At 41.5% G+C, this 25,671-nt stretch carries 21 protein-coding genes; 13 read left to right on the top strand and 8 right to left on the bottom strand.

Annotation, left to right across the window (positions count from 1 at the left end):
- Positions 1 to 122: 122 nt before the first annotated feature.
- Both mnmG and BM192_RS05655 read left to right on the top strand, forming a co-directional pair.
- Complete coding sequence (gene mnmG, locus BM192_RS05650; protein ID WP_037441182.1) at positions 123 to 1,985, top strand: tRNA uridine-5-carboxymethylaminomethyl(34) synthesis enzyme MnmG; 1,863 nt, start codon at positions 123 to 125, stop codon at positions 1,983 to 1,985.
- 143 nt (positions 1,986 to 2,128) lie between these two features.
- The gene (locus BM192_RS05655) at positions 2,129 to 3,763 is read left to right on the top strand and encodes an Ig-like domain-containing domain (RefSeq protein WP_037441180.1); all 1,635 of its coding nucleotides are present in this window, start codon (positions 2,129 to 2,131) and stop codon (positions 3,761 to 3,763) included.
- Here BM192_RS05655 and BM192_RS05660 read toward each other — a convergent pair.
- Together BM192_RS05660 and nadB are read right to left on the bottom strand one after the other, a co-directional pair.
- Complete coding sequence (locus BM192_RS05660; protein ID WP_074591678.1) at positions 3,760 to 4,272, bottom strand: gamma carbonic anhydrase family protein; 513 nt, start codon at positions 4,270 to 4,272, stop codon at positions 3,760 to 3,762. The two genes, BM192_RS05655 and BM192_RS05660, sit on opposite strands and share 4 nt — an antisense overlap.
- Before the next feature lie 27 nt (positions 4,273 to 4,299).
- On the bottom strand, positions 4,300 to 5,886 hold the full coding sequence (gene nadB, locus BM192_RS05665; protein ID WP_037441178.1) for an L-aspartate oxidase: 1,587 nt from the start codon (positions 5,884 to 5,886) through the stop codon (positions 4,300 to 4,302).
- Between the two features lie 398 nt (positions 5,887 to 6,284).
- Between nadB and nadA the strand changes: the two genes are divergently transcribed.
- The gene (gene nadA / locus BM192_RS05670; RefSeq protein WP_037441176.1) at positions 6,285 to 7,277 is read left to right on the top strand and encodes a quinolinate synthase NadA; all 993 of its coding nucleotides are present in this window, start codon (positions 6,285 to 6,287) and stop codon (positions 7,275 to 7,277) included.
- A 33-nt stretch (positions 7,278 to 7,310) separates the two neighbouring features.
- Complete coding sequence (thiL, locus tag BM192_RS05675; protein WP_074963919.1) at positions 7,311 to 8,351, top strand: thiamine-phosphate kinase; 1,041 nt, start codon at positions 7,311 to 7,313, stop codon at positions 8,349 to 8,351.
- A 16-nt stretch (positions 8,352 to 8,367) separates the two neighbouring features.
- Here the strand turns inward: thiL and BM192_RS05680 are convergent, their stop codons facing one another.
- Entirely contained in the window at positions 8,368 to 9,690 is a 1,323-nt protein-coding gene (locus tag BM192_RS05680) for a DNA recombination protein RmuC (protein ID WP_037441174.1), read from the bottom strand.
- A gap of 134 nt (positions 9,691 to 9,824) precedes the next feature.
- Between BM192_RS05680 and BM192_RS05685 the strand changes: the two genes are divergently transcribed.
- A complete protein-coding gene (locus BM192_RS05685; RefSeq protein ID WP_037441172.1) occupies positions 9,825 to 10,520 on the top strand; it encodes a zinc metallopeptidase in 696 nt (231 codons plus the stop codon).
- Between the two features lie 9 nt (positions 10,521 to 10,529).
- Here the strand turns inward: BM192_RS05685 and apaG are convergent, their stop codons facing one another.
- Positions 10,530 to 10,916 (bottom strand): Co2+/Mg2+ efflux protein ApaG, encoded by a 387-nt coding sequence (gene apaG / locus BM192_RS05690; protein WP_037441170.1) that lies wholly within the window; start codon positions 10,914 to 10,916, stop codon positions 10,530 to 10,532.
- Positions 10,917 to 10,950: 34 nt separating this feature from the next.
- The gene (gene dusB, locus BM192_RS05695; RefSeq protein ID WP_037441168.1) at positions 10,951 to 11,958 is read right to left on the bottom strand and encodes a tRNA dihydrouridine synthase DusB; all 1,008 of its coding nucleotides are present in this window, start codon (positions 11,956 to 11,958) and stop codon (positions 10,951 to 10,953) included.
- Positions 11,959 to 12,010: 52 nt separating this feature from the next.
- On the opposite strand from dusB, the gene BM192_RS05700 reads away from it, so the two are divergent.
- The 4 genes from BM192_RS05700 to BM192_RS05715 all read left to right on the top strand — a co-directional run bounded on the left by BM192_RS05700 (position 12,011) and on the right by BM192_RS05715 (position 16,738).
- Entirely contained in the window at positions 12,011 to 12,931 is a 921-nt protein-coding gene (locus BM192_RS05700) for a CPBP family intramembrane glutamic endopeptidase (RefSeq protein ID WP_051759906.1), read from the top strand.
- The gene (locus tag BM192_RS05705; RefSeq protein WP_037441167.1) at positions 12,921 to 13,130 is read left to right on the top strand and encodes a putative signal transducing protein; all 210 of its coding nucleotides are present in this window, start codon (positions 12,921 to 12,923) and stop codon (positions 13,128 to 13,130) included. The genes BM192_RS05700 and BM192_RS05705 overlap by 11 nt, the downstream gene beginning before the upstream one ends.
- Positions 13,127 to 13,936 carry a phosphatidate cytidylyltransferase gene (locus BM192_RS05710; RefSeq protein WP_037441165.1) on the top strand — a complete coding sequence of 270 codons (810 nt, stop codon included), beginning with the start codon at positions 13,127 to 13,129 and terminating at the stop codon, positions 13,934 to 13,936. Before BM192_RS05705 ends, BM192_RS05710 begins: the two co-directional genes overlap by 4 nt.
- A gap of 96 nt (positions 13,937 to 14,032) precedes the next feature.
- Positions 14,033 to 16,738: a M14 family metallopeptidase gene (locus BM192_RS05715; protein WP_037441162.1), complete on the top strand. Its 2,706-nt coding sequence runs from the start codon at positions 14,033 to 14,035 to the stop codon at positions 16,736 to 16,738.
- A 74-nt stretch (positions 16,739 to 16,812) separates the two neighbouring features.
- Here BM192_RS05715 and BM192_RS05720 read toward each other — a convergent pair whose 3' ends face one another.
- Positions 16,813 to 17,028, bottom strand: coding sequence for a DUF3820 family protein (locus BM192_RS05720; RefSeq protein WP_037441159.1), 216 nt, complete (start codon positions 17,026 to 17,028; stop codon positions 16,813 to 16,815).
- Between the two features lie 5 nt (positions 17,029 to 17,033).
- On the bottom strand, positions 17,034 to 20,375 hold the full coding sequence (gene mfd, locus BM192_RS05725; protein ID WP_074591672.1) for a transcription-repair coupling factor: 3,342 nt from the start codon (positions 20,373 to 20,375) through the stop codon (positions 17,034 to 17,036).
- Between the two features lie 51 nt (positions 20,376 to 20,426).
- Here mfd and BM192_RS05730 point away from each other — a divergent pair, with 51 nt between their 5' ends.
- From BM192_RS05730 to BM192_RS05740, 3 genes are read left to right on the top strand one after another with little or no spacing between them, the layout of a single operon-like run.
- Positions 20,427 to 20,771 carry a DUF2752 domain-containing protein gene (locus BM192_RS05730; protein WP_070808206.1) on the top strand — a complete coding sequence of 115 codons (345 nt, stop codon included), beginning with the start codon at positions 20,427 to 20,429 and terminating at the stop codon, positions 20,769 to 20,771.
- Complete coding sequence (locus tag BM192_RS05735; RefSeq protein WP_037441157.1) at positions 20,764 to 21,129, top strand: TM2 domain-containing protein; 366 nt, start codon at positions 20,764 to 20,766, stop codon at positions 21,127 to 21,129. Before BM192_RS05730 ends, BM192_RS05735 begins: the two co-directional genes overlap by 8 nt.
- Positions 21,130 to 21,151: 22 nt before the next feature.
- A complete protein-coding gene (locus BM192_RS05740) occupies positions 21,152 to 22,249 on the top strand; it encodes a Nif3-like dinuclear metal center hexameric protein (protein WP_037441154.1) in 1,098 nt (365 codons plus the stop codon).
- A 29-nt stretch (positions 22,250 to 22,278) separates the two neighbouring features.
- On the opposite strand, the gene BM192_RS05745 is transcribed toward BM192_RS05740, so the two are convergent.
- A complete protein-coding gene (locus BM192_RS05745) occupies positions 22,279 to 24,708 on the bottom strand; it encodes a phosphocholine-specific phospholipase C (RefSeq protein ID WP_074963920.1) in 2,430 nt (809 codons plus the stop codon).
- Between the two features lie 128 nt (positions 24,709 to 24,836).
- Between BM192_RS05745 and BM192_RS05750 the strand changes: the two genes are divergently transcribed.
- Entirely contained in the window at positions 24,837 to 25,376 is a 540-nt protein-coding gene (locus BM192_RS05750; protein WP_037441151.1) for an RNA polymerase sigma-70 factor, read from the top strand.
- Positions 25,377 to 25,671: the final 295 nt, after the last annotated feature.

Consider the following 25,671-nt stretch of genomic DNA (forward strand, 5'->3'; position numbering starts at 1 on the left):
CCTTCATACTGAAAATGATTGCAAGAGCTACCTGAAATAAATAAACGTTCCACGTGAAACCTCTAGTGCTTTAAAGGTAAAATTGACACCCCTGTTTCACGTGGAACCTAATACATAAAAAGATGTTTAAAGAATATGATGTAATTGTAGTTGGTGCCGGACACGCAGGTTGCGAGGCGGCCGCTGCAGCAGCAAACCTGGGGTCTTCAGTATTGCTAATTACGATGAATATGGAAACCATCGCACAGATGAGTTGCAACCCTGCCATGGGTGGAGTAGCCAAAGGACAGATTGTTCGTGAGATAGATGCCATGGGTGGATACTCCGGAATTATTGCAGATAAAACTACGCTTCAGTTTCGCATGCTCAACCTTTCTAAAGGCCCGGCGATGTGGAGTCCGCGCGCACAAAATGATCGTAAACGTTTCGCCGAAGAATGGCGTCTCGCTTTAGAACGAACTCCAAATGTAGACTTTTGGCAAGACATGGTAAGCAGCCTGATTATTGAAAATGATCAGGTTAAAGGCGTTAAAACTTCTATTGGTTCTGAGATCCGTGCAAAGGCTGTTGTATTGACTAACGGCACCTTTCTAAATGGTATAATTCATATAGGTGAGAAAAAATTCGGTGGTGGAAGAACTGGCGAAAAAGCAGCAACCGGATTAACGGAACAGTTAACCTCTATAGGATTTGAAGCTGGCCGGATGAAGACTGGTACCCCACCCCGTGTTGATGGCCGTTCCCTAAATTATACGTTAATGGAAGAACAGTGGGGAGATGAAAATCCAGGACGTTTTTCATATACAGATGTAGCACGCCCGAAGGATCAGCGCTGCTGCTGGATCACTTATACAAATAGTAAAGTACACGAAACGCTAAAAGAAGGATTTGAAAAATCTCCTATGTTTACGGGTAGAATAAAAGGACTAGGTCCTAGATACTGTCCTTCTATAGAAGATAAAATAAACCGCTTTGCTGAAAGGGACCGTCATCAGATATTTGTAGAACCTGAAGGTTGGGATACCTGCGAGATCTATGTAAACGGTTTTTCAACTTCGCTTCCTGAAGATGTGCAATATCGTGCCTTAATTCAAATTCCAGGATTTGAAAACGCCAAAATGTTTAGACCGGGTTACGCGATTGAATACGATTATTTTCCACCAACCCAATTATCGTTAACGCTGGAAACTAAAAAAGTAAGCCATTTATATTTCGCAGGACAGATAAATGGAACAACGGGATACGAAGAGGCAGCCAGTCAAGGTTTCATTGCAGGGATTAATGCGCACCAGCAAGTTTATGAAAAGCATGAACTGATTATGAAGCGCAGTGAATCTTATATCGGTGTGCTCATAGATGATCTGGTAACAAAAGGAACAGAAGAACCTTACCGAATGTTCACATCAAGAGCAGAACACCGTTTACTGTTACGCCAAGATAATGCAGATATCCGTCTCTCCCCTATCGGCTACGAATTAGGATTGATCAGCGAGGAAAGAATTGCTGCCGTCAAACGTAAAGTAGCAGACTCGGATGAAATCGTTGCTTTCACCAGAAAACAAGGTATAGAAATGGCTGAAGCTAACGCGATGCTGGAAAGTGTAAATTCAAGTCCGCTGGCACAGAATGTTAAAATATTTAATGTACTCAGCAGGCCACAGGTAAACATTAATGATGTTCGCCAGGTTAGTTCTGCATTTGACGAAAAGCTTAGCCAGTATTCACAGGAAACTATAGAGCAGGCAGAAATAAAAATTAAATACGAAAGCTACTTTCAGAAGGAACAGGAGATTGTTAATAAGATGCAGAAAATGGAAGACAAGGATATTAATCCTGATTTCGACTACAGTCAGCTTGGATCGCTTTCAAAAGAAGCCCGCGAGAAATTATTAAAGATTAAACCGCGTACCTTGGGTCAGGCATCGAGAATTTCCGGTGTTTCGCCGTCTGACATCTCAGTTTTAATGGTCCATATTAGCAAATAAAATATAATACACTGATAATCAATTATTTATACATGGAATTAAAGGTTTAGAAAACGGCTCATTTTAAAGAGATTTGGGCCATTTTCTAAATTTCCAAGACATAATCATTAAAAACATCCGTGAATCTCTTATATCGCCTGTAAATGACTAAAAACAGACTACTATCTTTCGCCATGAGTTTATGCTGCCTTGTTTTAGCAATCTCTCTGATGGTGTCCTGCGCGAGCATAGGACCGGGTCCACAAGGAGGCCCGAAAGATTCTATTCCTCCAAAAGTGCTGAACATGCTGCCAGAAAATCTGACCCGCAATTTTGCCACTAAAAAAGTACTGATCACATTTGACGAATATTTCAAACTAAATGATCAGTTCAAGCAATTTTCTATTTCTCCGGATATCGAGATCCTCCCTACCCTACGGGTTAAAGGAAAAATATTGGAAATTGAATTTACCGATACCCTGGAAAGCAACACAACCTATACGTTAAACTTCGGCAAATCAATTGTCGACGTAAATGAAGGTAACTCACTCAAAAATTTCAGTTACGTTTTTTCTACCGGTCCGGAATTGGACTCGTTGACTATATCTGGAAATATCAGGAATGCGCAAACAGGTAAGCCAGAAATCGAAGCAGCAGCAATTTTAATTCCTTTCGGCAGAGATACCCTATTTGAAAAAAAGAAAGCTTCTATATACGCACTGACAGATAGTAGCGGTAATTATAAAATATCCAATCTGCGGGAAGGAAAATATCATATGTATGCACTAAAAGAGCAGAGCAGTGACAAAATTTATCAGCAGAGTACGGATGAGGTCGGCTTTGTAAAAGATCCAATTGTATTGACCAAAGACACCCAACAGGTAAATATGCTGGTATTTAAAGAAGTTGCAGAAACATTCCGTGTGGTAGACCGCCGGTTAAATACCGATGGTACGATTACCATGAATTTTAACCAGCAGCTGGACCACCCGGGCTTAACCGTTATCGAACCTGCGAATCTGGATGCCAATAAAAAATACAAATTCAGCAGTACAGGAGATTCGGTAAAAGTATGGTTAACGGATCTCAGTTTTGATTCTGCCAAAGTTAGTATCACCAATGGCGGTCAGCTATTGCAAACGATTAATTTCAACCGTGGAAAGCGGGAAACCTATACCCGAAGTTTAATCGCCGCAGATAATCTTGAGGGAAATCTCCTTAATCCTAATCATCCGCTGATATTTACTTTCGGATTTCCAATAGAATCAGTAAACCCGGCGAAAATAACGTTAACAGAAGATTCGGTCAAAAAAACTGATTTTAAACTAGAAAAGGACAGTTCAAATTTCCTGGCTTATAAATTTATTTACCCTTGGAGAGCTGGAAGGATTTATGAAATTAAAGCAGACACGGGTGCATTTGCTTCGGGTTTTGATACCAGAAGCAAGATTTTCACGAAGAAGTTTGAACTCGCCAAAAAAGATGATTACGGAACGCTGAAAGTTAAAATTCTCACTCCGGAACCAAATAAACAGTATCTGCTGGAAATCACTAATGAAAGTAAAAACGTCGTTTCCAGGTTAACTGTAAACCAGGATACTACAGTGAGTTTTACGAATTACCGTGCCGGTAAATATTTTATCCAGATAGTCTACGATACAAATAAGAATGGCAAATGGGATACCGGAAATTATAAGAAAGGAATATACCCGGAAAAGATCTTCCACGAGCCAAAAGAATTGAGTATAAGAGCGAATTGGGACAGGAATGAAACTATCACCCTGCCCAAAGAAAATTAACTCTTAAACCAGCTGGAATAAAGGATATAATTATCCGGAAGCTGATTTAATAAAGCCCGTTGCTCTTCAGTAACGGGCTTTATTTTTTTTGCCGGAGTACCGGCATACAGATAACCGCTTTCACAAAGCATACCGCTTAAAACTACGCTGCCTGCAGCGATAATACAATAATCCTCCACTACGGCGTCATCCATTATAATAGCGCCCATACCAACCAGGATATGATCCTTTAATGTACAGCCATGTACAATTGCATTATGTCCGACAGACACCCGGTTTCCAATTACCGTAGCTGCCTTTTGATAAGTAGCATGAATCACTGCTCCGTCCTGTATATTACTCTCATTACCTATAGTAATAGAATTGACATCTCCACGAATAACGGCATTAAACCAAACTGAACAGCCAAAACCCATTCTGACTGCACCAACAATCGTTGCATTTGGTGCGATAAAACAATCTGCTCCCCACTCAGGATGCTGACCTAAAACAGGTAGTATAACTGCCATATTTATAAATTAACCGGATAAGAAATATTAAAAAATAGTATCCGATATTTCAGCTGCATGCTGCGGATAATCTGTTGTAAAATGTAAACCCCTACTCTCTTTTCTTGCTTTCGCAGCTTTGATTACAACGAACGCAGTCTGAATCACATTACGCAGTTCACAGAGTTTTACAGAAACTTTATTTGCTTTATAAAAAGCTTCCGTTTCTTCATGTAATAAAAACAATCTGCGCATTGCACGATCCAGGCGGAAATCAGAACGCACAATTCCCACATAATCACTCATCAACTTTTGCGTTTCCCTCAGATTATGAGTTACCAGAATATCTTCGTCGGATTGAACGACCCCATCGTCATTCCATTCTGGAATCTGATCAGGAATCTCGTGTTTATCGAAAGTAGCAATCGCATCCAGATAAATTCGATGGGCGAACACCGGAGCTTCCAAAAGCGAATTCGAAGCAAGGCGGTTAGCGCCGTGTAAACCTGTAGAAGAACATTCCCCGCAAGCATATAAATTCTGAATAGTCGACCTCCCATTTTCATCCACCAAAATACCACCACACATATAATGTGCAGCTGGGGTAACCGGAATCATATCATTAGTCATGTCAATCCCGATGGATAAACATTTCGCATAAATATTAGGAAAATGTGTCAGAATGTCAGCTTTGTTACGGTGCCTGATATCAAGATAAACAAAATCTTCACCTGATTTTTTCATCTCTGAATCAATTGCTCTCGCTACAATATCCCGCGGAGCTAGTGAGCCCCTGGAATCGTATTCCAGCATAAATTCCTCTCCATTCTTACGCTTCAAGACTCCGCCAAACCCTCTTACAGCTTCAGAAATTAAAAACGAAGGATACTCTCCAGGGTTATACAGAGCCGTCGGATGAAACTGAATAAACTCCATATTCCTCAATTTGCCTTTTGCGCGGTACACCATTGCCATTCCGTCTCCGGTAGCAATAACGGGATTTGTCGTACTCGAATAGACGTGCCCAGCCCCGCCGGAAGCCATCACAGTGACCTTTGCTAAGATCTTCTCCACATCGTTAAGCTCTGTGTTAAAGGCATATATACCGAAACAGTTGATAACTTTAGTGCTTTTGTCAACAAACTCTCCGAGGTGATGTTGGGTAATTAACTCCAAACAAAAGTAATGTGTTAATATCTCTATGTTTGGATTTTCATGAATCTGACGCAATAAAACGCTCTCGATTTCATAACCGGTTACATCTTTATAATGTAATACACGATGTGCAGAATGGCCGCCTTCTTTTGCAAGGTCATAAACGCCGGACTGATCCTTGTCGAAATTAATTCCGTAATCAATGATCTCCTGGATACGCTGTGGCCCCTCTTTGACTACAATTTCAACAATTTTAGGGTCGCATAAACCATCGCCGGCAATCAGCGTATCCTCTATATGTTTGTCAAATGAGTCATCTTTGTTAACAACTACCGCAACTCCACCCTGCGCATATTTGGTATTGGATTCATCCTCGTTTGATTTAGTCACAATCAAAACTTTTCCATGTTTCGCGGCCTTTAAAGCGAAGCTCAACCCCGCTATACCCGACCCAATCACTAAAAAATCAACTTTTCTCATTAAAATATGCAAATTCAGCCCTCTTGTTAACAACGTTAAAAAAATGTTAATTACTTGTCGATAGAAATAGAGGAACTATTTAAGAATGTTTAAAGCTAAGCTAAAATGAGAATTAGACACAATATTTTAAGTTATTTTTAAGCAACTTTGCAGGAGTTATTAACTTTTTCCCACACCTCTATTAATAAACATCCAGATATGGATAACTTTTAATTATAAAAATTATAAGGTTGTAAATCAGCGGATATTTGTGAAAAGAATTAACCTTTTTTGTGGATAAAACTTGAACAAGTCAATTTGACGAATTATAAAGAGGGAGTTACAAACATTACTAACACACTAATAAACAATAGAAGTCTATTTATATTAAATAATTATTAATTATTGAAACGTTGAAAATGGATACCTTAGAAGAATTAAACCGAAGAGGATTTGTAGAAGAAAGTATCGACCCAACACTTGATCTTTTTGCAGAAATTGAAAAACTGAAAAAAGAGAAAAATGCTATTATTTTAGCGCATTACTATCAAGAACCTGATATTCAGGATGTTGCCGATTATATTGGAGACAGTTTGGGCCTTTCTCAGGAAGCTGCCAGAACTGATGCAGATGTCATAGTTTTTGCCGGCGTACATTTTATGGCAGAAACTGCGAAGATTTTGTCGCCCGAAAAGAAAGTTTTATTACCTGACATAAAGGCAGGTTGCTCTCTGGCCGACAGCTGTCCTCCACATTTGTTTAAAAAGTTTAAAGAGAAATATCCGGATCATCTGGTAATCACTTACGTGAATTGTACAGCAGAATTAAAGGCGATGAGTGACATTGTATGCACATCCACAAATGCTGTTCAAATTGTAGAAAGTTTACCAAAAGATCAGAAGATTATTTTTGGGCCTGATAAAAATTTGGGTGCCTGGGTGGCAAAAAAAACAGGTCGTGATTTAGTACTTTGGAACGGTGCATGTATGGTGCACGAAATCTTTTCAAGGGAGAAAATTACAAAGCTCAAAAATCGCCATCCGGAAGCTAAATTTATTGCGCATCCGGAATGCGAGGAAAGTGTGCTGGAAATGGCAGATTATATTGGTTCTACTACAGGATTACTGAATTATTCGATTAAAAGTGATGCTAAAGAGTTTATTGTAGCGACCGAAAGTGGTATTATTCACCAGATGGAGAAGGCCAATCCGGGTAAAACATTTATACCTGCACCACCGAATAATAATTGTGCCTGCAATGATTGCCCGTACATGAAAAGAAATACACTGGAAAAATTATACCTGTGTATAAAAAATGGATTACCTGAGGTAACAGTACCTGAAAATATTATCAGGGAAGCACGTAAACCGATAGAAAGAATGCTGGATATTTCAGCTAAACTGGGTTTATAAAACCTTGAATTATAGTTTTTTTATAAAAATAACATGTTTGAAAATAAGGAACGTACTGATCTGGCTGAGCTTGGTGAATTTGGTTTAATAGACCATCTGACTACCAATTTTAAGATCAGACATGAGACCAGCGTAAAGGGGATTGGTGATGATGCAGCTGTATTAAATTCTCCGGATAGACAAGTATTGATCTCAACTGATCTGCTGCTTGAGGGAGTGCATTTTGATCTTGCTTATGTGCCTTTAATGCATTTAGGCTACAAGGCTGTTCAGGTTAATCTGAGCGATATTTACGCGATGAATGGCATTGCAGCACAGATTACATTTTCTATAGGCCTGTCAAGCAAGTTTCCTCTGGAAGCTGTGGAAGAGATTTATAAAGGTGTGGAACTGGCTTGCAATCAATTTAATATTGATTTGATTGGCGGTGATACTTCTAGTAGCAAGCAGGGATTAGTAATTAGTGTAACCAGCATTGGATATGCCGCAGCAGGAGATGTAGTTTATCGTAATGGTGCTAATGAAGGCGATCTGATCTGTGTATCCGGTGACCTTGGCGGGGCTTATGTAGGGCTTCAGATTCTGGAACGTGAAAAGCAGATTTTTCTGGAAAACCCTAAAATCCAACCAGACCTGGAAGGAAAGGATTATATTATAGAAAGACAGCTAAAGCCAGAAGGAAGAAGAGATATTGTAGATCTGTTAGCACAAATGAAAATTGTTCCGACTTCTATGATTGATGTTTCCGATGGACTTGCTTCTGAACTGATGCATATTTGTAAACAATCAGAAAAAGGTTGCACAATCTATGAAGAAAAGATACCAATTGATCCGATGACTTATGAGACTGCACGTGAGCTGGGAATTGATCCAACTGTCTGTGCTTTAAATGGTGGTGAAGATTATGAGCTGCTGTTTACTATTAAACAGGCCGATTATGACCGTTTAAAACATGACGTGGATATCTCTATTATTGGTCACATTACGGATCAGGCTTCAGGTTGCAGAATGGTATCTAAATCTAATGTGGTCCATGAATTGAAAGCACAGGGATGGAGCGCTTTCAAAAAATAAATAAAAATTGATAAGGTTATAAAATATCCGGATCAGTCAAGGCTGGGTCTAAAAATTTACGATCAATCTGCTTCGTTGTTTTTGCACCCAGCTTTTTAATTTTATCGGCAGTATTTGCCAGGTTTCCTGCACCTGTACTGAGCTTATTCATCGCCTTATCATATGCTTCATGACTCTGCCTGATATTACGGCCGATACTTTCCATATCCGTTAAGAAACCGACAAATTTATCATATAAACTTCCGCTTAAACGTGCTATTTCCAACACGTTACGATTCTGTCTTTCTTGTTTCCATATACTGGAAACAGTCCTAAGCGTTGCGAGTAAGGTGGTGGGACTGACGATTACAACTTTGCGATCCCAGGCATAGCTGAATAATTCGGCATCCTTTTGTACAGCCAATCCGAAAGAGGATTCTATAGGTAGAAAAAGAAGGACAAAATCTGGTGAATTGATCTGGTATAAAGCCTGATAATTTTTCCCGCTGAGTTCCTGAATATGATTACGAAGGGACTGCAGGTGTTGTCTTATATATAATTCCTTCTCTTCTTCAGTTTCTGCGTTTGCATATTTTTCATAAGCAACAAGAGATACTTTTGCATCAACTACAATATGTTTGTCTTCCGGAAGGTCGATGATAACATCAGGTTGTACCCTATTTCCAGCGGCTGTAACGAAGCTGGACTGAATCCTGTACTCGGAATCCCTGACCAGACCGGATCGTTCCAGTACGCGCTCTAAAATAACTTCTCCCCAGTTACCTTGTTTTTTCTGGTCTCCTTTTAAAGCTCTGGTCAGATTAGTTGCATCTTCCTGTATCTGTTTACTCTGGTCCATAAGCTGTGAAATAACACCTTTTAGTATATTCCGCTCGTCTGATTCAGCTTTATATACCTTATCGACCTTTTCCTCAAAAGCCTTTATATTCTGCTTCAGCGGGCTTAAAATAAGGTCCATGCTAGCCTGGTTATGGGCATTGAAACGAATTGTTTTTTCTTCAAGTATTCTGCTGGCCACCTGTTCAAATTCCAGTTTGAATTTTTCCTGCAGCTCCAGGATATATTTTTGTTGTTCCTGCTGTTTATCCAATTGAGCACTGAGCATTTCTTCTGCTTTTACTGCACGACTTCTTTCGGCCATATAACCTAACCTCAAATCATTGATTTCATCTTCCAGTTTTTGCTTTTCATCCTGATAAAAATTCAAAGTTTTCTGATGTTCCTGCTCTTTAAGTTCGAGCATTCCGGTAGTGTGATTATCAGCAGGGGCTTTTTTAAAAAGCAGGAAAAATAAAACGAGAAGCACAGCGGCGAGTAAAGCTATAATGAGTATATCCATTGCTAATATTTTTATCAAAAATCTGTATTTAAATTTGTTTTCACAAATAAGTTAGTAAAGTGGTTTTAAAAAATCAGAGCTTTCTATATTATAGGTACAGTTTTTGATTAGGAATTGAAGCACTAAATAAAAAGATGGAAGCCTATTTGATTTTGATTATTCCGATGCTGCTGATCAGCATGTTTGTACAATGGAAATTTAGAAATAAGTTTGCTAAATATGCTGAAATTCAGTTGAGTTCGGGCATTTCCGGTAAAGAAGTAGCAGAAAAAATGCTGAGGGATAATGGTGTTTATGATGTCAGTGTGATCAGTGTTGAGGGGCAACTGACAGATCATTATAATCCTGCAGATAAAACTGTTAATTTAAGTACTGATGTCTATCATGGGCGCAGTATAGCTGCTGCGGCAGTTGCTGCACATGAATGTGGTCATGCTGTGCAGCATGCTACTGCTTATCGATGGCTGCAATTACGTTCTACTATGGTGCCAGTGGTGAGTATATCGTCGAATTTATTGCAATGGGTTCTGATTATTGGCGTATTGCTTATCGGTTTTACCGGTAATCCGGTAGTTCTGGCAATCGGAGTCTTAGGTCTGGCCCTAATTACCATTTTCAGCTTTATTACGCTTCCTGTGGAGTTTGATGCCAGTACCAGGGCATTAAACTGGCTTAAAAATAATTACGGAATTATGCAGACACAACAGGAAAATGCGCAGGCTAAAGATGCACTTTGGTGGGCAGCAATGACTTACGTAGTGGCCGCGCTGGGTGCTTTGGCAAATCTGCTATACTATGCAGCGATGCTTTTCGGAAGAAACAGGGATTAAAACCGTCTGTTAATTTAAACGGTATGGGACAATCAATTCAAATTCAGGTATATCGACCAGGAATGAACTTTCGTCTGCGCTGCGGTACATTTGGTAATTTCCGGACATAGTGCCAATATCGCTGGACAGGTTACAACCTGACACATAAGAATACGTATCACCCGGATTAATAACCGGTTGAAGACCAACCACACCTTCTCCTTCAACCTCTCTTCTGGATCCGTTGGAATCAAAGATAAACCATTGTCTTCTCATTAGTTGAATAGTATAATCAGTAAGATTTTCTATCGTAATCTGGTAGGCGAACATATAATGTTCCTTGTCGGGATTAGAATACTCTTCCTGATAAATTGTAACTACTGATATTTTTATTCCCTCTGTTATTGCTGTAACCATCACTTAACCTTTAATGCCAGTTCTTTTTCAAATATCAGGCCATTTCATCCTGAGGAATGATATGCTGATAATGGTATGCCACTTCGTCCAGAATTTCATGTATAGTCTCGATATTGTCCTCTTTTACAAGCAGCATCCGGTAGTTTTTAAAGTCCGGGAGCCCTTTAAAATAATTAGCATAATGCCTTCTCATCTCAAATATGCCCACTTTCGGGCCTTTCCAGGCAATAGATTTATCTAAATGCGTTCTGCATACTTCAACCCTTTCTAAAACGCTGGGGCCGGCTAATTTCTCTCCAGTCTTGAAATAATGACTTACTTCACGGAAGATCCAGGGGTAGCCGATAGCTGCTCTTCCGATCATTATACCGTCAACTTCGTATTCCATACGCCAGTCCATTGCCTTTTCGGGGCTGTCTATGTCACCATTTCCAAAAATAGGAATCTTGATTCTAGGGTTTCTTTTGATTTCCCGGATCATAGTCCAGTCCGCAACACCTTTATACATTTGTGAACGTGTTCTTCCATGAATAGTCAGGGCCTGAATTCCTATATCCTGAAGTCTTTCGGCAACGATATCGACGTTTTTAGTATTGTCATCCCAGCCTAGACGGGTCTTGACCGTTACCGGAAGATGTGTAGATTTAACAACAGCCTCCGTCATTCTGACCATTTTGTCAATATCTTGTAATAATGCAGAACCGGCACCTTTACAGGCAACTTGTTTAACCGGACAGCCATAATTGATATCGATTAAATCGGGTCCTGCCAGTGTGGCAATTTCTGTAGCCTCTTGCATGGAAGATATTTCGGAGCCAAAAATCTGAATCCCGATTGGTCTTTCATATTCGAAAATATCAAGCTTCTGACGGCTCTTCGCAGCATCTCTGATCAGACCTTCAGAGCTGATAAACTCCGTATACATCATGTCTACGCCGCTTTGTTTACATACAAAACGAAATGGCGGGTCGCTTACATCTTCCATGGGCGCAAGTAACAATGGGAACTCGCCCAGGTCTATATTTCCTATCTTTACAGACATTTTTCTATCTTCAAACCAAAATTAAGCCACAAAGGTACAAAAATCCTTAATAATGAATTTTATTCCAGACGAAAGGCTAGAAAAGAGCCCTTATATACAGTTACTTATGCTAACCAGTTTTGCTTTACTGGGTATGGTGCTGAGTTCCGTTATAACCATAGGTCTGCTATATACGTTGTATGGTGGGAATGCATTTGCCGCGATGCAAGGTGGCGGCGAGGAAATTGAACTTTATATTGGCGCAATTAAGCTTAGTCAGGCTTTTACAACCATATTTTTATTCCTTGTTCCGCCATTATTACTCGCCAGACTCGAGCATATAAAGATTAGGGAACTTATTGGTTTAGAAAAACCGGGTGCAAGAGGTTTATTAATTGTAGCTGCACTGATGGCCTGTTCGATGCCGGTTATAGAATGGCTTGCAATCTGGAATCAACAGATGGTGCTCCCTGAGTGGCTGAAGCCGATAGAAGAATGGATGCGTGCTAAGGAAGATGACGCGACAAGGCTTACACTGGCATTTCTGAAAGTCAATAACGTGGGCGATTACTTTATTAATCTCGTAGTTATTGCACTTTTGCCGGCTATCGGCGAAGAGTTTTTATTCCGCGGTGCAATACAGCGTTCATTTAAACGCATGTTTGCTAATCCGCATATCGCTATCTGGGTGGCAGCATTTATTTTTAGCGCTATTCATATGCAGTTTTTCGGCTTTCTGCCCAGGTTATTATTAGGGGCAATGTTCGGGTATATTTATTGGTGGACAGGCAGTATCTGGTATGCCGTTTTTGCGCATTTTCTGAATAACGGTTATGCAGTTACGATGGCCTGGTATATGCAGGTAAAGCATCTTCCTATAGAAAATGCAGATAATAATTTCAATTTTAAGTGGTATGGTTACCTGATAAGCTTACTTTTGACGCTGATATGCCTGATGGTATTAAAAAATAAAAGAATAAATAATGGACAATAACTGGGTAAAAGTATTCACTTCCGGTAATGCACTGGAAGCAGAAATAGTAAAGCAAGGACTGATAGCAATTGATATTCCGGCTGTAGTTTTAAACAAAAAAGATTCTTCTTACCAGGCTTTCGGTTTAGCTGAAGTACTCGTAAACGAGGTAGATTCGGCAGCAGCTGAGGCCTATATTTTATCTATAGAAACGGAATGAAAACCAGAGCAATAACTGCATTTTTCTTTACTATAGTAATGTTGGCATCTCTTTATCTGGGTGCCTGGACGTTTACGGTTTTTTATCTCTTACTGAGCGTGTTTGCACTGCGCGAGTTTTACATTCTTATAGAACCGTCCGGAATCAAAGTACAGAAATTTACAGGTCTGACTACGCATGTACTTATTTTTGGATTGCTTGCAAGTTTTATGCTGCTGGACCTGGATCTGCGTTATTTGCTGTTGATTATACCGGCATGCACGGCCTTTTTTCTTACAGAACTCTACAGGCATGAACCGGAACCGTTCCGCAATATAGCTTTTGGTTTTGGCGGACTTTTCTTTGTAACTATACCTTTTTGTTTCTTTTATGCCCTGGCTTTCCTGCTGGGTAAAACGCAGTTTAGCTTTCATTTTCCATTAGCTTTTCTGCTAATGTTATGGGCAAGTGATACTGGTGCATACCTTTTTGGACGTAAACTCGGGAAACATAAATTATTTGAAAGGCATTCTCCTAAGAAGACCTGGGAAGGATTTTTTGGCGGTGTTTTAACCAGCGTGCTGGTTTCTTTTATAATTTCCCTTTATTTTACTGAACTGACCTTTGCTTCCTGGGCTGGTATGGCGGTGCTCATCGTGAGTTTCGGTACACTTGGCGATCTGGTTGAATCTATGCTGAAAAGAAGTTTAGGTGCAAAAGATTCCGGTCAGTTGCTGCCTGGACACGGCGGATTACTCGATCGTTTTGATGGGTTGCTGATAGCTGCGCCGCTTGTATATGCTTATCTGTGGCTCATTCTTAATTAAAATTAAATCTTAAAGAGTCTCTGTAACAAATCAATGTCTTGAAAGTAAATAGCATTTTGCTGCTTTATATTTGGGTGAACCTAAACACGCCCTTATATGCTCAAAAACTACCAAAAAACATTATGTTGTCTTTTACTGATCTGCAGTAGCCATTTCGCTATTGCACAAACAGTTCCTGATCCGGCATCCCATTTTGGATTTCCAATCGGCGAAGACTACAAACTTGCCACGTTCACCCAGACTGAGGCTTATTTTAAAAAACTGGCTGCTGCCTCTAACCGGACTAAGCTGGTTAATATCGGTTTAACCGAAGAAGGCAGAGCGCAATTTATGCTCATTATCAGCTCTCCCGAGAATATGAAACATCTGGATCGCTATCAGCAGATTTCCAGACAACTGGCCCACGGGAAGGGGCTGACTTCTGAACAGGCCAAATCACTGGCCGCTGAAGGTAAAGCGGTGGTCTGGATTGATGGCGGACTGCATGCTAATGAGACTGTAGGAATACATCAGCTCATTGAAACCGCTTATCAGCTGACATCCAGAAATGATGAAGAAACTACCGGTATTCTGGATCATGTAATTGTATTAATGACCCATGCCAATCCAGACGGACAGGAGCTGATCAGTAACTGGTATATGCGCCATAAAGACCCGTTGAAAAGAACAATTTCAGGGGTTCCCACACTTTATCAAAAGTATATAGGGCATGATAATAACCGTGATTTTTTCATGCTGAATATGAAAGAAACACAGAATATGGGCAGACAGCTTTTTGTAGAATGGCTGCCGCAGATCATGTATAATCACCACCAAGCTGGTCCTGCAGGGACAGTTGTCGCAGGGCCGCCTTACCGTGATCCGTTTAATTATGTTTTCGACCCTCTTTTAATGACCAGTATTGATGCTGTCGGTGCAGCAATGCATAACCGCATGAATACAGAAGATAAGCCCGGATATACCCAGCGGAATGGCTCGGTATTCTCTACCTGGTACAACGGCGGGCTGCGTACCACAACCTACTTCCATAATATGGTGGGTTTGCTGACTGAAATTATCGGTGGTCCGACACCAGCTGATATACCGCTGGTTCCTTCACGTTTATTACCAAACAGTGATTCACCTAATCCTGCACAGCCGCAAAAATGGCACTTTAAACAGTCTATAGATTATTCTGTATCGCTGAATTACGCAGTATTAGGTTATGCCCGCCGTTACAGTGATGAAATTCTTTTCAATACCTACAAAATGGCTAGTAACTCTATTCGTAAAGGCGGTACTGATACCTGGTCATTCTCTCCTAAAAAACTGGAGGCGATCAATGATGCGGCTAAAAATGATCCGGCACTGGCTACTGTAAACCGCAGTGGCTTACCGGTAAAATATTATGATGCCGTGATGAAAGATCAGAAGCTAAAAGATGCAAGGGCCTATATTATCCCTGCTGACCAGGCCGATATTACCACTGCAGTAAAATTTTTGAATGCCTTGATCAGAACGGGTGTAGATGTACACCAGGCTAGTGCTGCATTTAAAGTAAATGGTAAAAATTATCCAAAAGGGTCTTATATAGTCAAAACCGATCAGGCTTTCCGTCCGCACGTACTGGATATGTTTGAACCTCAGGATCACCCAAATGATTTTAAATACGCTGGCGGCCCTCCTGTGGCGCCTTATGATGCTGCAGGCTGGACATTGGCTTATCTGATGAACGTAAAATTTGACCGGATTGCAGATCAGCTTGAAGGACCCTTTACTCTATTACCAAACGGAGCTTTGCTGAAAGCAGAAAGTACTGAGCCGGTTAAGGCACAAGCATATCAGCTAAGTGCAGCAGTAAATGATTCTTATGTAGTAGTTAATGACCTTTTGAAAGCTGGTGCAGAAGTGCACAGAAATACAGCAGACGGATCTTTCTATGTGCCTGCAGCTGGTAAATCGCTGGAGGTTTTGAAATCTTCTGCTGCTAAATTAGGTTTGCAGCTGGTTCCGGCTGCGGCTAAACCGCAGCAACTGGTTAGGCTTAAGCCATCAAGAATAGCATTGTGGGATACTTATGGTGGTTCTATGCCGTCGGGATGGATCAGATGGCTAATGGAGCAGTATCATTATCAGGCTACGGTTGTTTTTCCACAAGAGATAGATAAAGGAAATCTGAACAGTAAATATGACGTGCTGATACTGGTCGGCGGAGCGGTTCCGGCTGCTGCAAATGATGGTGGCGGAAATCGTTATCAGATGCCCGAACCAGAAAACCTGCCGAATGAATTTAAAGACAGGACAGGAAAACTTTCTGTAGAAAAATCTGTTCCGGCTTTACGTGCATTTATGGAAAAAGGTGGTCATGTAGTGACTATCGGTAGTAGCACTGCGCTGGCTTATCATTTAAGGCTTCCTGTTAGGAATGCTTTGGTTGAAATGACTGCTGCTGGTACCGAACGCAGACTTCCTGCGGAGAAATATTATATTCCGGGCAGCGTGCTCCGTGCGGATTTTGATCAGTCAAACCCATCGAATTGGGGTATGGATAAAGCTGCAGACGTTTACTTTGATAATAGCCCTGTATTCAAAATCGCACCTGAGGCTATTTCGGGCGGTCAGATTAAGCCATTAGCCTGGTTTGGTAATCCTGCACCTCTAAGAAGCGGCTGGGCCTGGGGACAGGCTTATTTGCAGGATGGCGTTACTGCCTTTGAGGCAAAAGTCGGCCAGGGTAAATTATTGGCTTTCGGTCCGGAGATTACTTTCCGTGCCCAGACTCATGGTACTTTCAAACTGTTATTTAACCAGCTGTATCTTTAAGGCTGGTCTGGCACGATAAACATATTTTACAAAAAAGGCGCTCCTTAACTCAGGGAGCGCCTTTTTTATTGTAATTAACGTCTTTTTTTAAGTTCCTGTAAAAGGTATTCAAGCCCATTCAGCCTAATTTCATACATCGTACCAAGCAGTTCACCGAGTTTCCCTTCGGGAAAGCCTTGCTGATGGAACCAAACCAGGTAGGATTCTGGCAGGTCACAATATAGCTTGCCCTTATATTTGCCGAAAGGCATTGTCTGACTAATTAATTTATTCAGTATTTCAGGATTCATATATTTTAATTGGCAACCATTTCCAGCATAGCAATGGCATCGTCCACACTATCCAGATTCTCAAATGCAATCCTCAGTGTATTTTTAACTTCTTTAAGATTACACATTCCCGGATGCTGCTGCGCAAACTGCAGGATCTTGTGAAATTGTGTGGAATCAAAGAAATTTGATTGTTTATCGGCAATGAAATAGCCCCTTAAAATACCTTTTTTAAAACTTAGTTTTTCAAAACTCAGTCTTTTAGCCGCCCATTGTAAACGGAGTACATTGAGCATGGTTTTTACAGGCTTCGGAACAGTGCCGAAACGATCCTTTAGCGAGCTTTCAAAGGCTTTAAGTTCAGCCTCATTTTCCAACTTCGATAAAGCGGTATAGAGGTTATAACGCTCTGTAATATTGGTTACATAGTCGTCTGGAATGAAAAGCTCCAGATCTGTATCCATTTGTGTAAAAGTGACAAAAGGTTTATTGGTTTCTTCTTTAAAAAGCTCTTTGAACTCATCTGATTTCAGTTCCTGAATAGCCTCATCAAGGATTTTGTGATACATTTCAAATCCTATTTCAGCAATAAAACCACTTTGCTCCGCGCCAAGCAGATTTCCGCTTCCACGGATATCCAGATCACGCATGGCAATATTAAAACCGCTGCCCAGATCTGAAAATTCTTCTATTGCGCTGAGTCTTTTACGGGCCTCTGAAGTTAAGGTCGATAAAGGTGGGCTCAACAGGTAGCAGAATGCCTTTTTATTGGACCGCCCCACCCTGCCGCGCATTTGATGCAGGTCACTCAGGCCAAACATATGCGCGTGGTTAATGATAATCGTATTGGCGTTAGGAATATCCAGCCCGGCCTCAATAATAGTTGTGGCTACAAGTACGTCCTTTTCTCCGTTAATGAAGTCCAGCATCACATCTTCCAGCGCATCTCCGTCTAGCTGACCGTGAGCGATACCAATTTTTGCTTTCGGGACCAGGGTCTGAATCAGACCGCCTAATTGCGTCAGATCATTAACCCGGTTATGAATAAAAAACACCTGACCTCCCCTGTCGAGCTCAAATTGGATAGCTTCCTGAATTAATTTATCGTTGAATACATGCAATTCTGTGTTTACCGCCTGCCTGTTAGGTGGTGGCGTACTCATAATACTCAGGTCTCTCGCGCCCATTAAGGAGAAATGTAGTGTTCTTGGTATCGGAGTGGCAGTAAGCGTTAGTGTATCAACGTTGACACGCAGTGCACGCAACTTCTCTTTGGCAGTTACACCAAATTTTTGCTCCTCGTCAATAATCATAATGCCCAAAGACTTAAATTTCACGTCTTTACTGAGCAATCTGTGGGTACCTATAACGATATCAACTTTACCTTCCTCTACTTGCTTTAGCGTCTCTTTAATCTGTTTACTTGTCTTAAAACGGTTGATATAATCGACTTTGCAGGGGAATTCTTTCAGTCTGGAAGAAAATGTTTTAAAATGCTGCAGCGCCAGAATGGTCGTTGGCACCAATACAGCGGCTTGTTTTCCATTGGCAACAGCTTTAAAAGCAGCACGGATTGCAATTTCTGTTTTCCCGAATCCTACGTCACCACAGACCAGGCGGTCCATTGGATGCGGAGCCTCCATGTCTTTCTTAACGTCGGCAGTGGCTTTTACCTGATCCGGGGTATCTTCGTAAATGAAGGATGCTTCCAGTTCCGTTTCCAGATAGCTGTCCGGATCGAATGCTGTTCCGACTTGAGATTTACGTAAGGCGTAAAGCTTAATCAGGTCCCTCGCTATATCCTTTACTTTTTTTTTAGTAGTTTTTTTGAGCTTATCCCAGGCTTCTGTACCCAGTTTATTCATTTTCGGGGCAGTACCGTCTTTACCGCTGTATTTGGCAATCCTGTTCAAGGAGTTGATATTGACATACAGGAGGTCGTTATCGGCATAAATGAGCCTGATCATTTCCTGTGTCTTCCCGTTCACCTCTACTTTTTCCAGGCCGGCATATTTTCCGATCCCATGATCGATATGGGTAACGAAGTCACCTGATTTAAGGTCCCGCAGGTCTTTCATGGTAATTGCCTGGCTTCGCTGATAACCCCTTTTCAGTTTATATTTATAATACCTATCGAAAATCTGGTGGTCGGTATAGAGCGCAATCTGTTGTCGGGCATCTATAAAACCCTCTCTAAGCTGGATGTGAACCGGAACAAACTTAGCTGTCTTATCTATATCATCCAGAATGGCGTATAACCTTTCTGTTTGCTTAGTTGAAGAGCTGCAGATGAAATTATGAATATTATTTTTTTCATTCTCCCTGAAATTATGGATCAGGAGATTGAAATCTTTATTAAATGATGGTTGCGGACGGGTATCAAACTGTATTACCTGATCTGTCTGGAAGAAGAATTGTTTGCCAAACTCCACCAACGCGAAATCATGTAGCGTATCCCCTGTTATTTTTTCATCTGCAAACCCAAATTTAGGATCTATCCAGGCATCATTATCCTGTTTTTCTTTCAATGGCAGTGCTTTCCAGAGCTGAACTGCTTTTTTATAACCCGTCTTAATGATATCAAGCGTAAATTCTACGTCTTTAATCCAGATCTGAGTATCTCTACCGATATATTCCAGCAGACTGATATTGCTTTCTGTCAGGTATTTAGATTGTACATTAGGAATAACGGTTAATGATTTGACATCCTCCACTGAAAGTTGACTTTCCAGTTCGAAGGTCCGGATGCTCTCCACTTCATCACCAAAAAACTCTATCCGGTATGGCAAGTCATGGGAAAAAGAGAAAATATCTACAATACCGCCCCTGATAGAGAATTGTCCGGGTTCGTATACAAAAGCTGTACGCTCAAACTCATAATCTATCAGAAACTCATTGATAAAATCTATGCCTAGTTTAATGCCCAGGGTAATTTCCAGCGTGTTTTTTTCGAGTACTGTTCTGTCAATAACCTTTTCGGCAAGTGCTTCCGGGTAACTGACGACAATTTTGCCATACGATGAATTATGGTTCAGTTCATTGAGGACTTCTGCCCTGGCCAGTACATTAGCTGTATCTACCTGAGTAAAATCAAATGCTTTTCGAAAGGACGAAGGAAAAAGCAGAATTTCCTTTTCGAGGATACTTTCCAGGTCGGACATAAAATAGGCAGCTTCTTCCCGGTCCGGCAGAATAAAAAGCTGAGGTTGATGCATAAGCATGTAGGTGGCTGCCGCTACGGTGGCATCTGCAGAACCTACCAGCCCCTTTAATTGCAATTTGTTACCTTTACCCCCGTTCAGGGCCTTTGCCAGCGCTTCGATGCGCTCATCAGTTTTGTATCTGTTGATCAGGTCACGAATGTTCACGAAGTAAAGGTAATATTTATGATTTGCTAATATGTAACAATGCCTGCTTTTATGACTCTAAAATTTAAAACTGCTAAGGCGCAATGGATGAGCCGGATACCAATTGAATTGGTCTTCTGGATTACCGCCATGCTTTTACTTGCCGCAGCACAACCGGTTTATCCACACCAGGGGAATCATTTTTCCCTTTGCCCACTGGCAGCAGCTGGTTTGGAATGGTGCCCGGGATGTGGACTTGGCAGGTCTATAACGCTTTTTCTTCAAGGAGAATGGCGGGACGGCTTTAAGCAGCACTGGATGGGGGCGCCTGCGATTGTGATTATAATCGGCAGGATTTATGTACTGGCTAAAGCCGAATGGAAAAAATTGATTGTTAAAGGAGGAGAGAATGTATAATTCACCATTTATGATGCTTCCGGGCATCTCACCACAGGAATTTTCATACCTGAGAAGTGCGACTACAGGTTTAAATGAGAGAGAGTTGAATGGATTTCTGATGATCTACCAAAGCAAACGGAGAAATCCCGATGATATGCTGCTTTACTGCGTATTAGGCTTTTTTGTGCCTGGCTTATCCCGATTCCTGGTTAATCAGATCGGAATGGGAATCTTATACTTTTTCACTTACGGACTATGTGCAATCGGTACGATTATCGACCTGGTTAACCATAAGCGGTTGGCCATAGAATATAATGAGCGAATGGTGTTTGAAAGCCTTCAGCTTGTAAAAATAGGCTCATCTATGCAATATTAAGCAGGCATCGTATCTTTACCTTATGAAATTAGCTGAACTGACCAGATACCTGGAAGAATTTGCTCCGCTGAATTATCAGGAAGATTATGATAATTCAGGCCTGCTTTGCGGAGATCCGGAACTTGAAATTACAGGCGTACTGATAGCTTTGGATTGTACGGAGGCTATTGTTGAAGAGGCCATAATAAACCGTTGCAACGTAATTCTTACCCATCATCCCCTTGTGTTCAAAGGATTGAAAAGACTGACCGGTGGTAATTACGTAGAACGGACTTTGCTTAAGGCTATTAAAAATGGGATCGCCCTGTATGCTGCACATACCAATCTGGATAGCGTTCAGGGAGGCGTAAATGGGATGATCTGCAACAGACTCGGTTTGCAAAGGCCCAAAATCCTGGTGCCAAGAAAAGGCATCCTTAAAAAATTAGTTACTTTTTGCCCTGTAGCACAGGCTGAAACTCTCCGTGCTGCTTTGTTTGCTGCAGGCGCAGGGAACATCGGAGATTATGAAGAGGTTAGTTTTAATGCGAGTGGAACCGGAACTTTTTTACCGGGCTTACATACTTCTCCATTTGCCGGTAGCCCGGGCATAGCTCATCGGGAACAAGAAATAAGAATAGAGACGATATTCCCTGTTCAGCTGGAACGTAAAGTTTTACTGGCTCTGCTGGAAAACCATCCATATGAAGAGGTCGCTTACGATATTTATGCATTGGAAAACAGCCTGGAAACTGTAGGGACAGGAATGTGCGGCTGGCTGGAGCAGGAAATGGATGCCGCCGATTTTATGAATCTGGTAAAGGAACGCATGCAGACTGAAGTGATCCGTCATACACGCCCAACCGGAAAGAAAATTAAGAAGGTTGCCGTTTGCGGTGGATCTGGAAGTTTCTTACTGCAGCAGGCTATTGCCGCGGGTGCTGATGCATTTATTACCGCAGATTTTAAATACCATGAATTCTTTGATGCTGATGGGAAAATAATGATCACTGATATAGGGCACTTTGAAAGTGAGCAATTTACCAGTGATCTGCTTAGGGATCTTATTTTAACGCGTTTCCCAGGGCTTTCTGCCCGCAAGACGACGCATAGTACAAACCCAGTCAGTTATTTCTTATAAGCTTTATTATCAGGCAGGAAAAATATTATTTAAGCAGCACCGATCTGTGGATCGCTGCTGCTTTCTTTTCCGTTTTCTACGTGTCCTGCAAAATGCTGGCTAAACTCCGGATGAGTCAGTTCTGAAAGTATAAAATCGTACCATGAATAGCTTTCTTTCAGGTCCAGAACCAATGCTTTTTCTTTGTCTCCCGCATTTAATCTCAGCTCAGCGACTTGTGTATAATAAGCTTGATGTGCGACTTTAAAATGAAGGGGGGCATTTCCCTTTTGGCGCCTAATTACCAGGAGGATATTTCCATCAGGTGTACCAGAGCTATTCTGCGTATATTCCAGCTGCACAGTCACATCGGGATCCTGTGCGGTGCCCCGATATGCACGGTAGAAACCGTTCACTCCGTTTACTTCCAGCTGATAATGCTGTTCCGGGAACAGGCTAAGTGGCCATTTATATTCCAGACTATCCCCTGCTGCTGCGGTAAATGACCAGGTTTTTTCCAGTCCGTAAACGGTAAATCCTGCGCCACTGGATGCCATACCGAAAAACTCATGACCCGATTTGAATTGGATTCCGATTTCTTTTTTCTCTTTATCAAAGGAAGAATTTGCATATAATTCATAAGGGAGTGCATTGGCAGGGCGGTTTCCTAGCTCCTGTCCGGGCATAAACGGGCTCTTCTGCGGGTTCTTTAAGGCCTGAGTGATCTCTTCCCTATTCAGGTTGTGATACCCTTTAGGGAGCGGTTTAAATTGTGCGCTGTGAATATGTTCCAGATAAGGAACACGGGCGAGCGCTTCAGGGAATGAAATCTTTTCTCCGTTATAGGGTCTGAATACCGAGCTATAGTCTCCGCAAAGGCTGCGTCTCCAGCTGGTTATATTCTCTTCTCTGATGGGTTTTCCGGTTTTATGACTCAGGAACTTCTCCAGAAACTGGAGGCTTGAGGTATGGTCATAAACCTGTGAATTCACATAACCTCCCCTGCTCCATGGAGATACAATTACAGTTGGTACCCGGAAACCTAATCCGACCGGGCTCTCCCGGCTGCTTTGGCCCGCATAAACATATTCTGCCCGGATGTCCAGTCCCGGAGACACCAGTCCTGTTTCAGGATCTTTCGGATTTGGCGCAACTACTGGTGGCAGATGATCAAAATAGCCGTCATTTTCGTCGTAAGTGAGTATAAAAACCGTCTTCTTCCAAACTTCAGGATTTTTAGTCAGGATGTCCAGAACTTCGGACACATACCATGCGCCATACCAGGGGGCACTCGGGTGGTCGGAGAAATTACAGGGTGCAACCAGCCAGGATACCGCCGGCAGTTTACCTGAATCTGTGTCTTTCCTGAACTGATGCAGCACGTCTCCTTTAGGTATTTGTGCACTAACCTCCTTTCCATCTGCGTCATAGCTAATGGTTTCAAGTTTATGGTAATTGGGGTCGTTCCTGTTAGTTACGAACGCTCTGCGATGGAGATCTTGAGTTTTAGCATCTTGAGCCGATAAAGGGTTTTCTGCAGCCTTCTTAAAAGCGTCTTTCCAGTTTTCGAGATTTTTAAGGTCTTTTTCTGTCCGTTCACCTACGGGTTTTTGTTCCATTTTACGGATCTTCAGATCCAGGGATTTCAGGTATTCTGGGTGGCAAGTCACTTTGTATTGTTGAAAGAATTCCAGACTGTTATCGGTGAAATTAGCCAGCCATTCTTCTTCTTCATCGCTGAGCCCCGCTCCTATACTAATTTCATTCTGATAAATTTTCCAATCAATTCCCGCTGCAGATAATCTTTCGGGGAACGTTTTCCAGGTATTATGTTCCGGTATGTCGATCTGATCATTGGATACATGTGCGACCGAATCTTCATCCTGCTGCTGTTTGATTTTTCCTGTCCAGAAAAAAGATCGGTTAGGGCTGGTTCCTGTAAGTGAGGAACAAAAGCTATGATCACAGACAGTAAATGCATCTGCCAGAGCGTAGTAGAACGGGATATCCTCTCTGTTATAATATCCCATCGTTAGTGGCATATCTGCATAAGCTTCATTACCAGATCTTTTGGCGTCCAGCCAGCCGTCGTACCTGCCTTTATTTCTTGCATCTACCTGGTTATCCCAGGAATGTGGTAACGAGTTCATCCAGGTCGCATTGGTATCATTGAGGTTAAGTCTGAAAGGGGCATAGGTTTCCCCTTTTTTATTACGCTGCAGCCATACAGGATAATCATTGGAAAGGCGGATGGCTCTGGGGTCCTGAAAACCGCGGACGCCACGCAGTGTACCGAAAGTATGATCAAAGGAGCGGTTTTCCTGCATAAGCAGCACGATATGTTCTGCATCCAGGTAACTGCTGCCTAAAGCGGGATTAATGGCCATTGCTTTCTGTATTGCCGGTGGAATCAAGCCTGATACGCCTAAAGCCGCACTTAATAAACCTGCTTTTTTAATGAATTCTCTTCTGTTCTCCATAGTAAGGACCGGAATGATAAGCCGTGAATTTATGGATAATTATTTCGATTTGTTCTCAAGGGTAATTGCAAATAATTTTGAATGGTTCTAAATTGTGCTACCTTTGGCATTTGACTAATCACGTAAAATTGAGCACTGATCCTTCAACCAAACGTATACAAATTGATGAGCAGTCTTTTTTCAAGCTTTATGAAAGCCATTGGAAAAAGCTGTATCAGCTTGCTTTGCAATATACTGAGAATGGATTTCAGGCTGAAGGAGTTGTTCAGGAAGTATTTACTTCTGTTTGGAAACGTCGTGAAAGTTTAGAATTGACAGAAAGTACGGCTCTAAACTATCTGGTAAGGGCAGTGCGTTTCCGCGTTTTCCGCCTGCATAGTGATGAGTTAAGGACTTCCCGTAAAATGGAAGAAATTAAAGCAAGACAGCCGGATTCTGCCAATCATACGGAACAGGATGTGCTGTACCGTTTTTTAAAGGAAGATGTCGATCAGCTGATCGCCCTTCTGCCAAGCCGCTGCAAAGAAGTTTATTTACTGAGCCGTGAAAGAGGTATGAACAACCAGGAGATCGCCAAAGCTCTGCTTATTTCGGAAAAAACAGTTGAAAACCAGTTAACGAAGGCACTAAATTTCATCCGTAAGGGCCTGGAGACCTATCCGCGTTAACACTTTGCATTAAACCTTTCACCCGTCAGGTAATCATTTATTATTATTTTTTGTGGTATTGAGTCTGTTTAGCAGACTGTTATCGGTCTGTTCATTGCGTCTATTTAAAATAGTTCTAAATAGACGTGGGGGTAAAAGGGCTGGTATGATACTTTATTATAGAACGCCGGTACAGTGCAATGCTTATTGTCTGATCAGGTAGTGCTATAGAAAGGGAAATCTAATGATATAAATATTTACAAATCCATCTGCTCTTCAAAAATAGCCGTACAGTTCGTACCTGTACGGCTTTAAA

This window comes from Pedobacter antarcticus (genome assembly GCF_900112985.1).
Taxonomy (GTDB): Bacteria; Bacteroidota; Bacteroidia; order Sphingobacteriales; family Sphingobacteriaceae; genus Pedobacter; species Pedobacter antarcticus.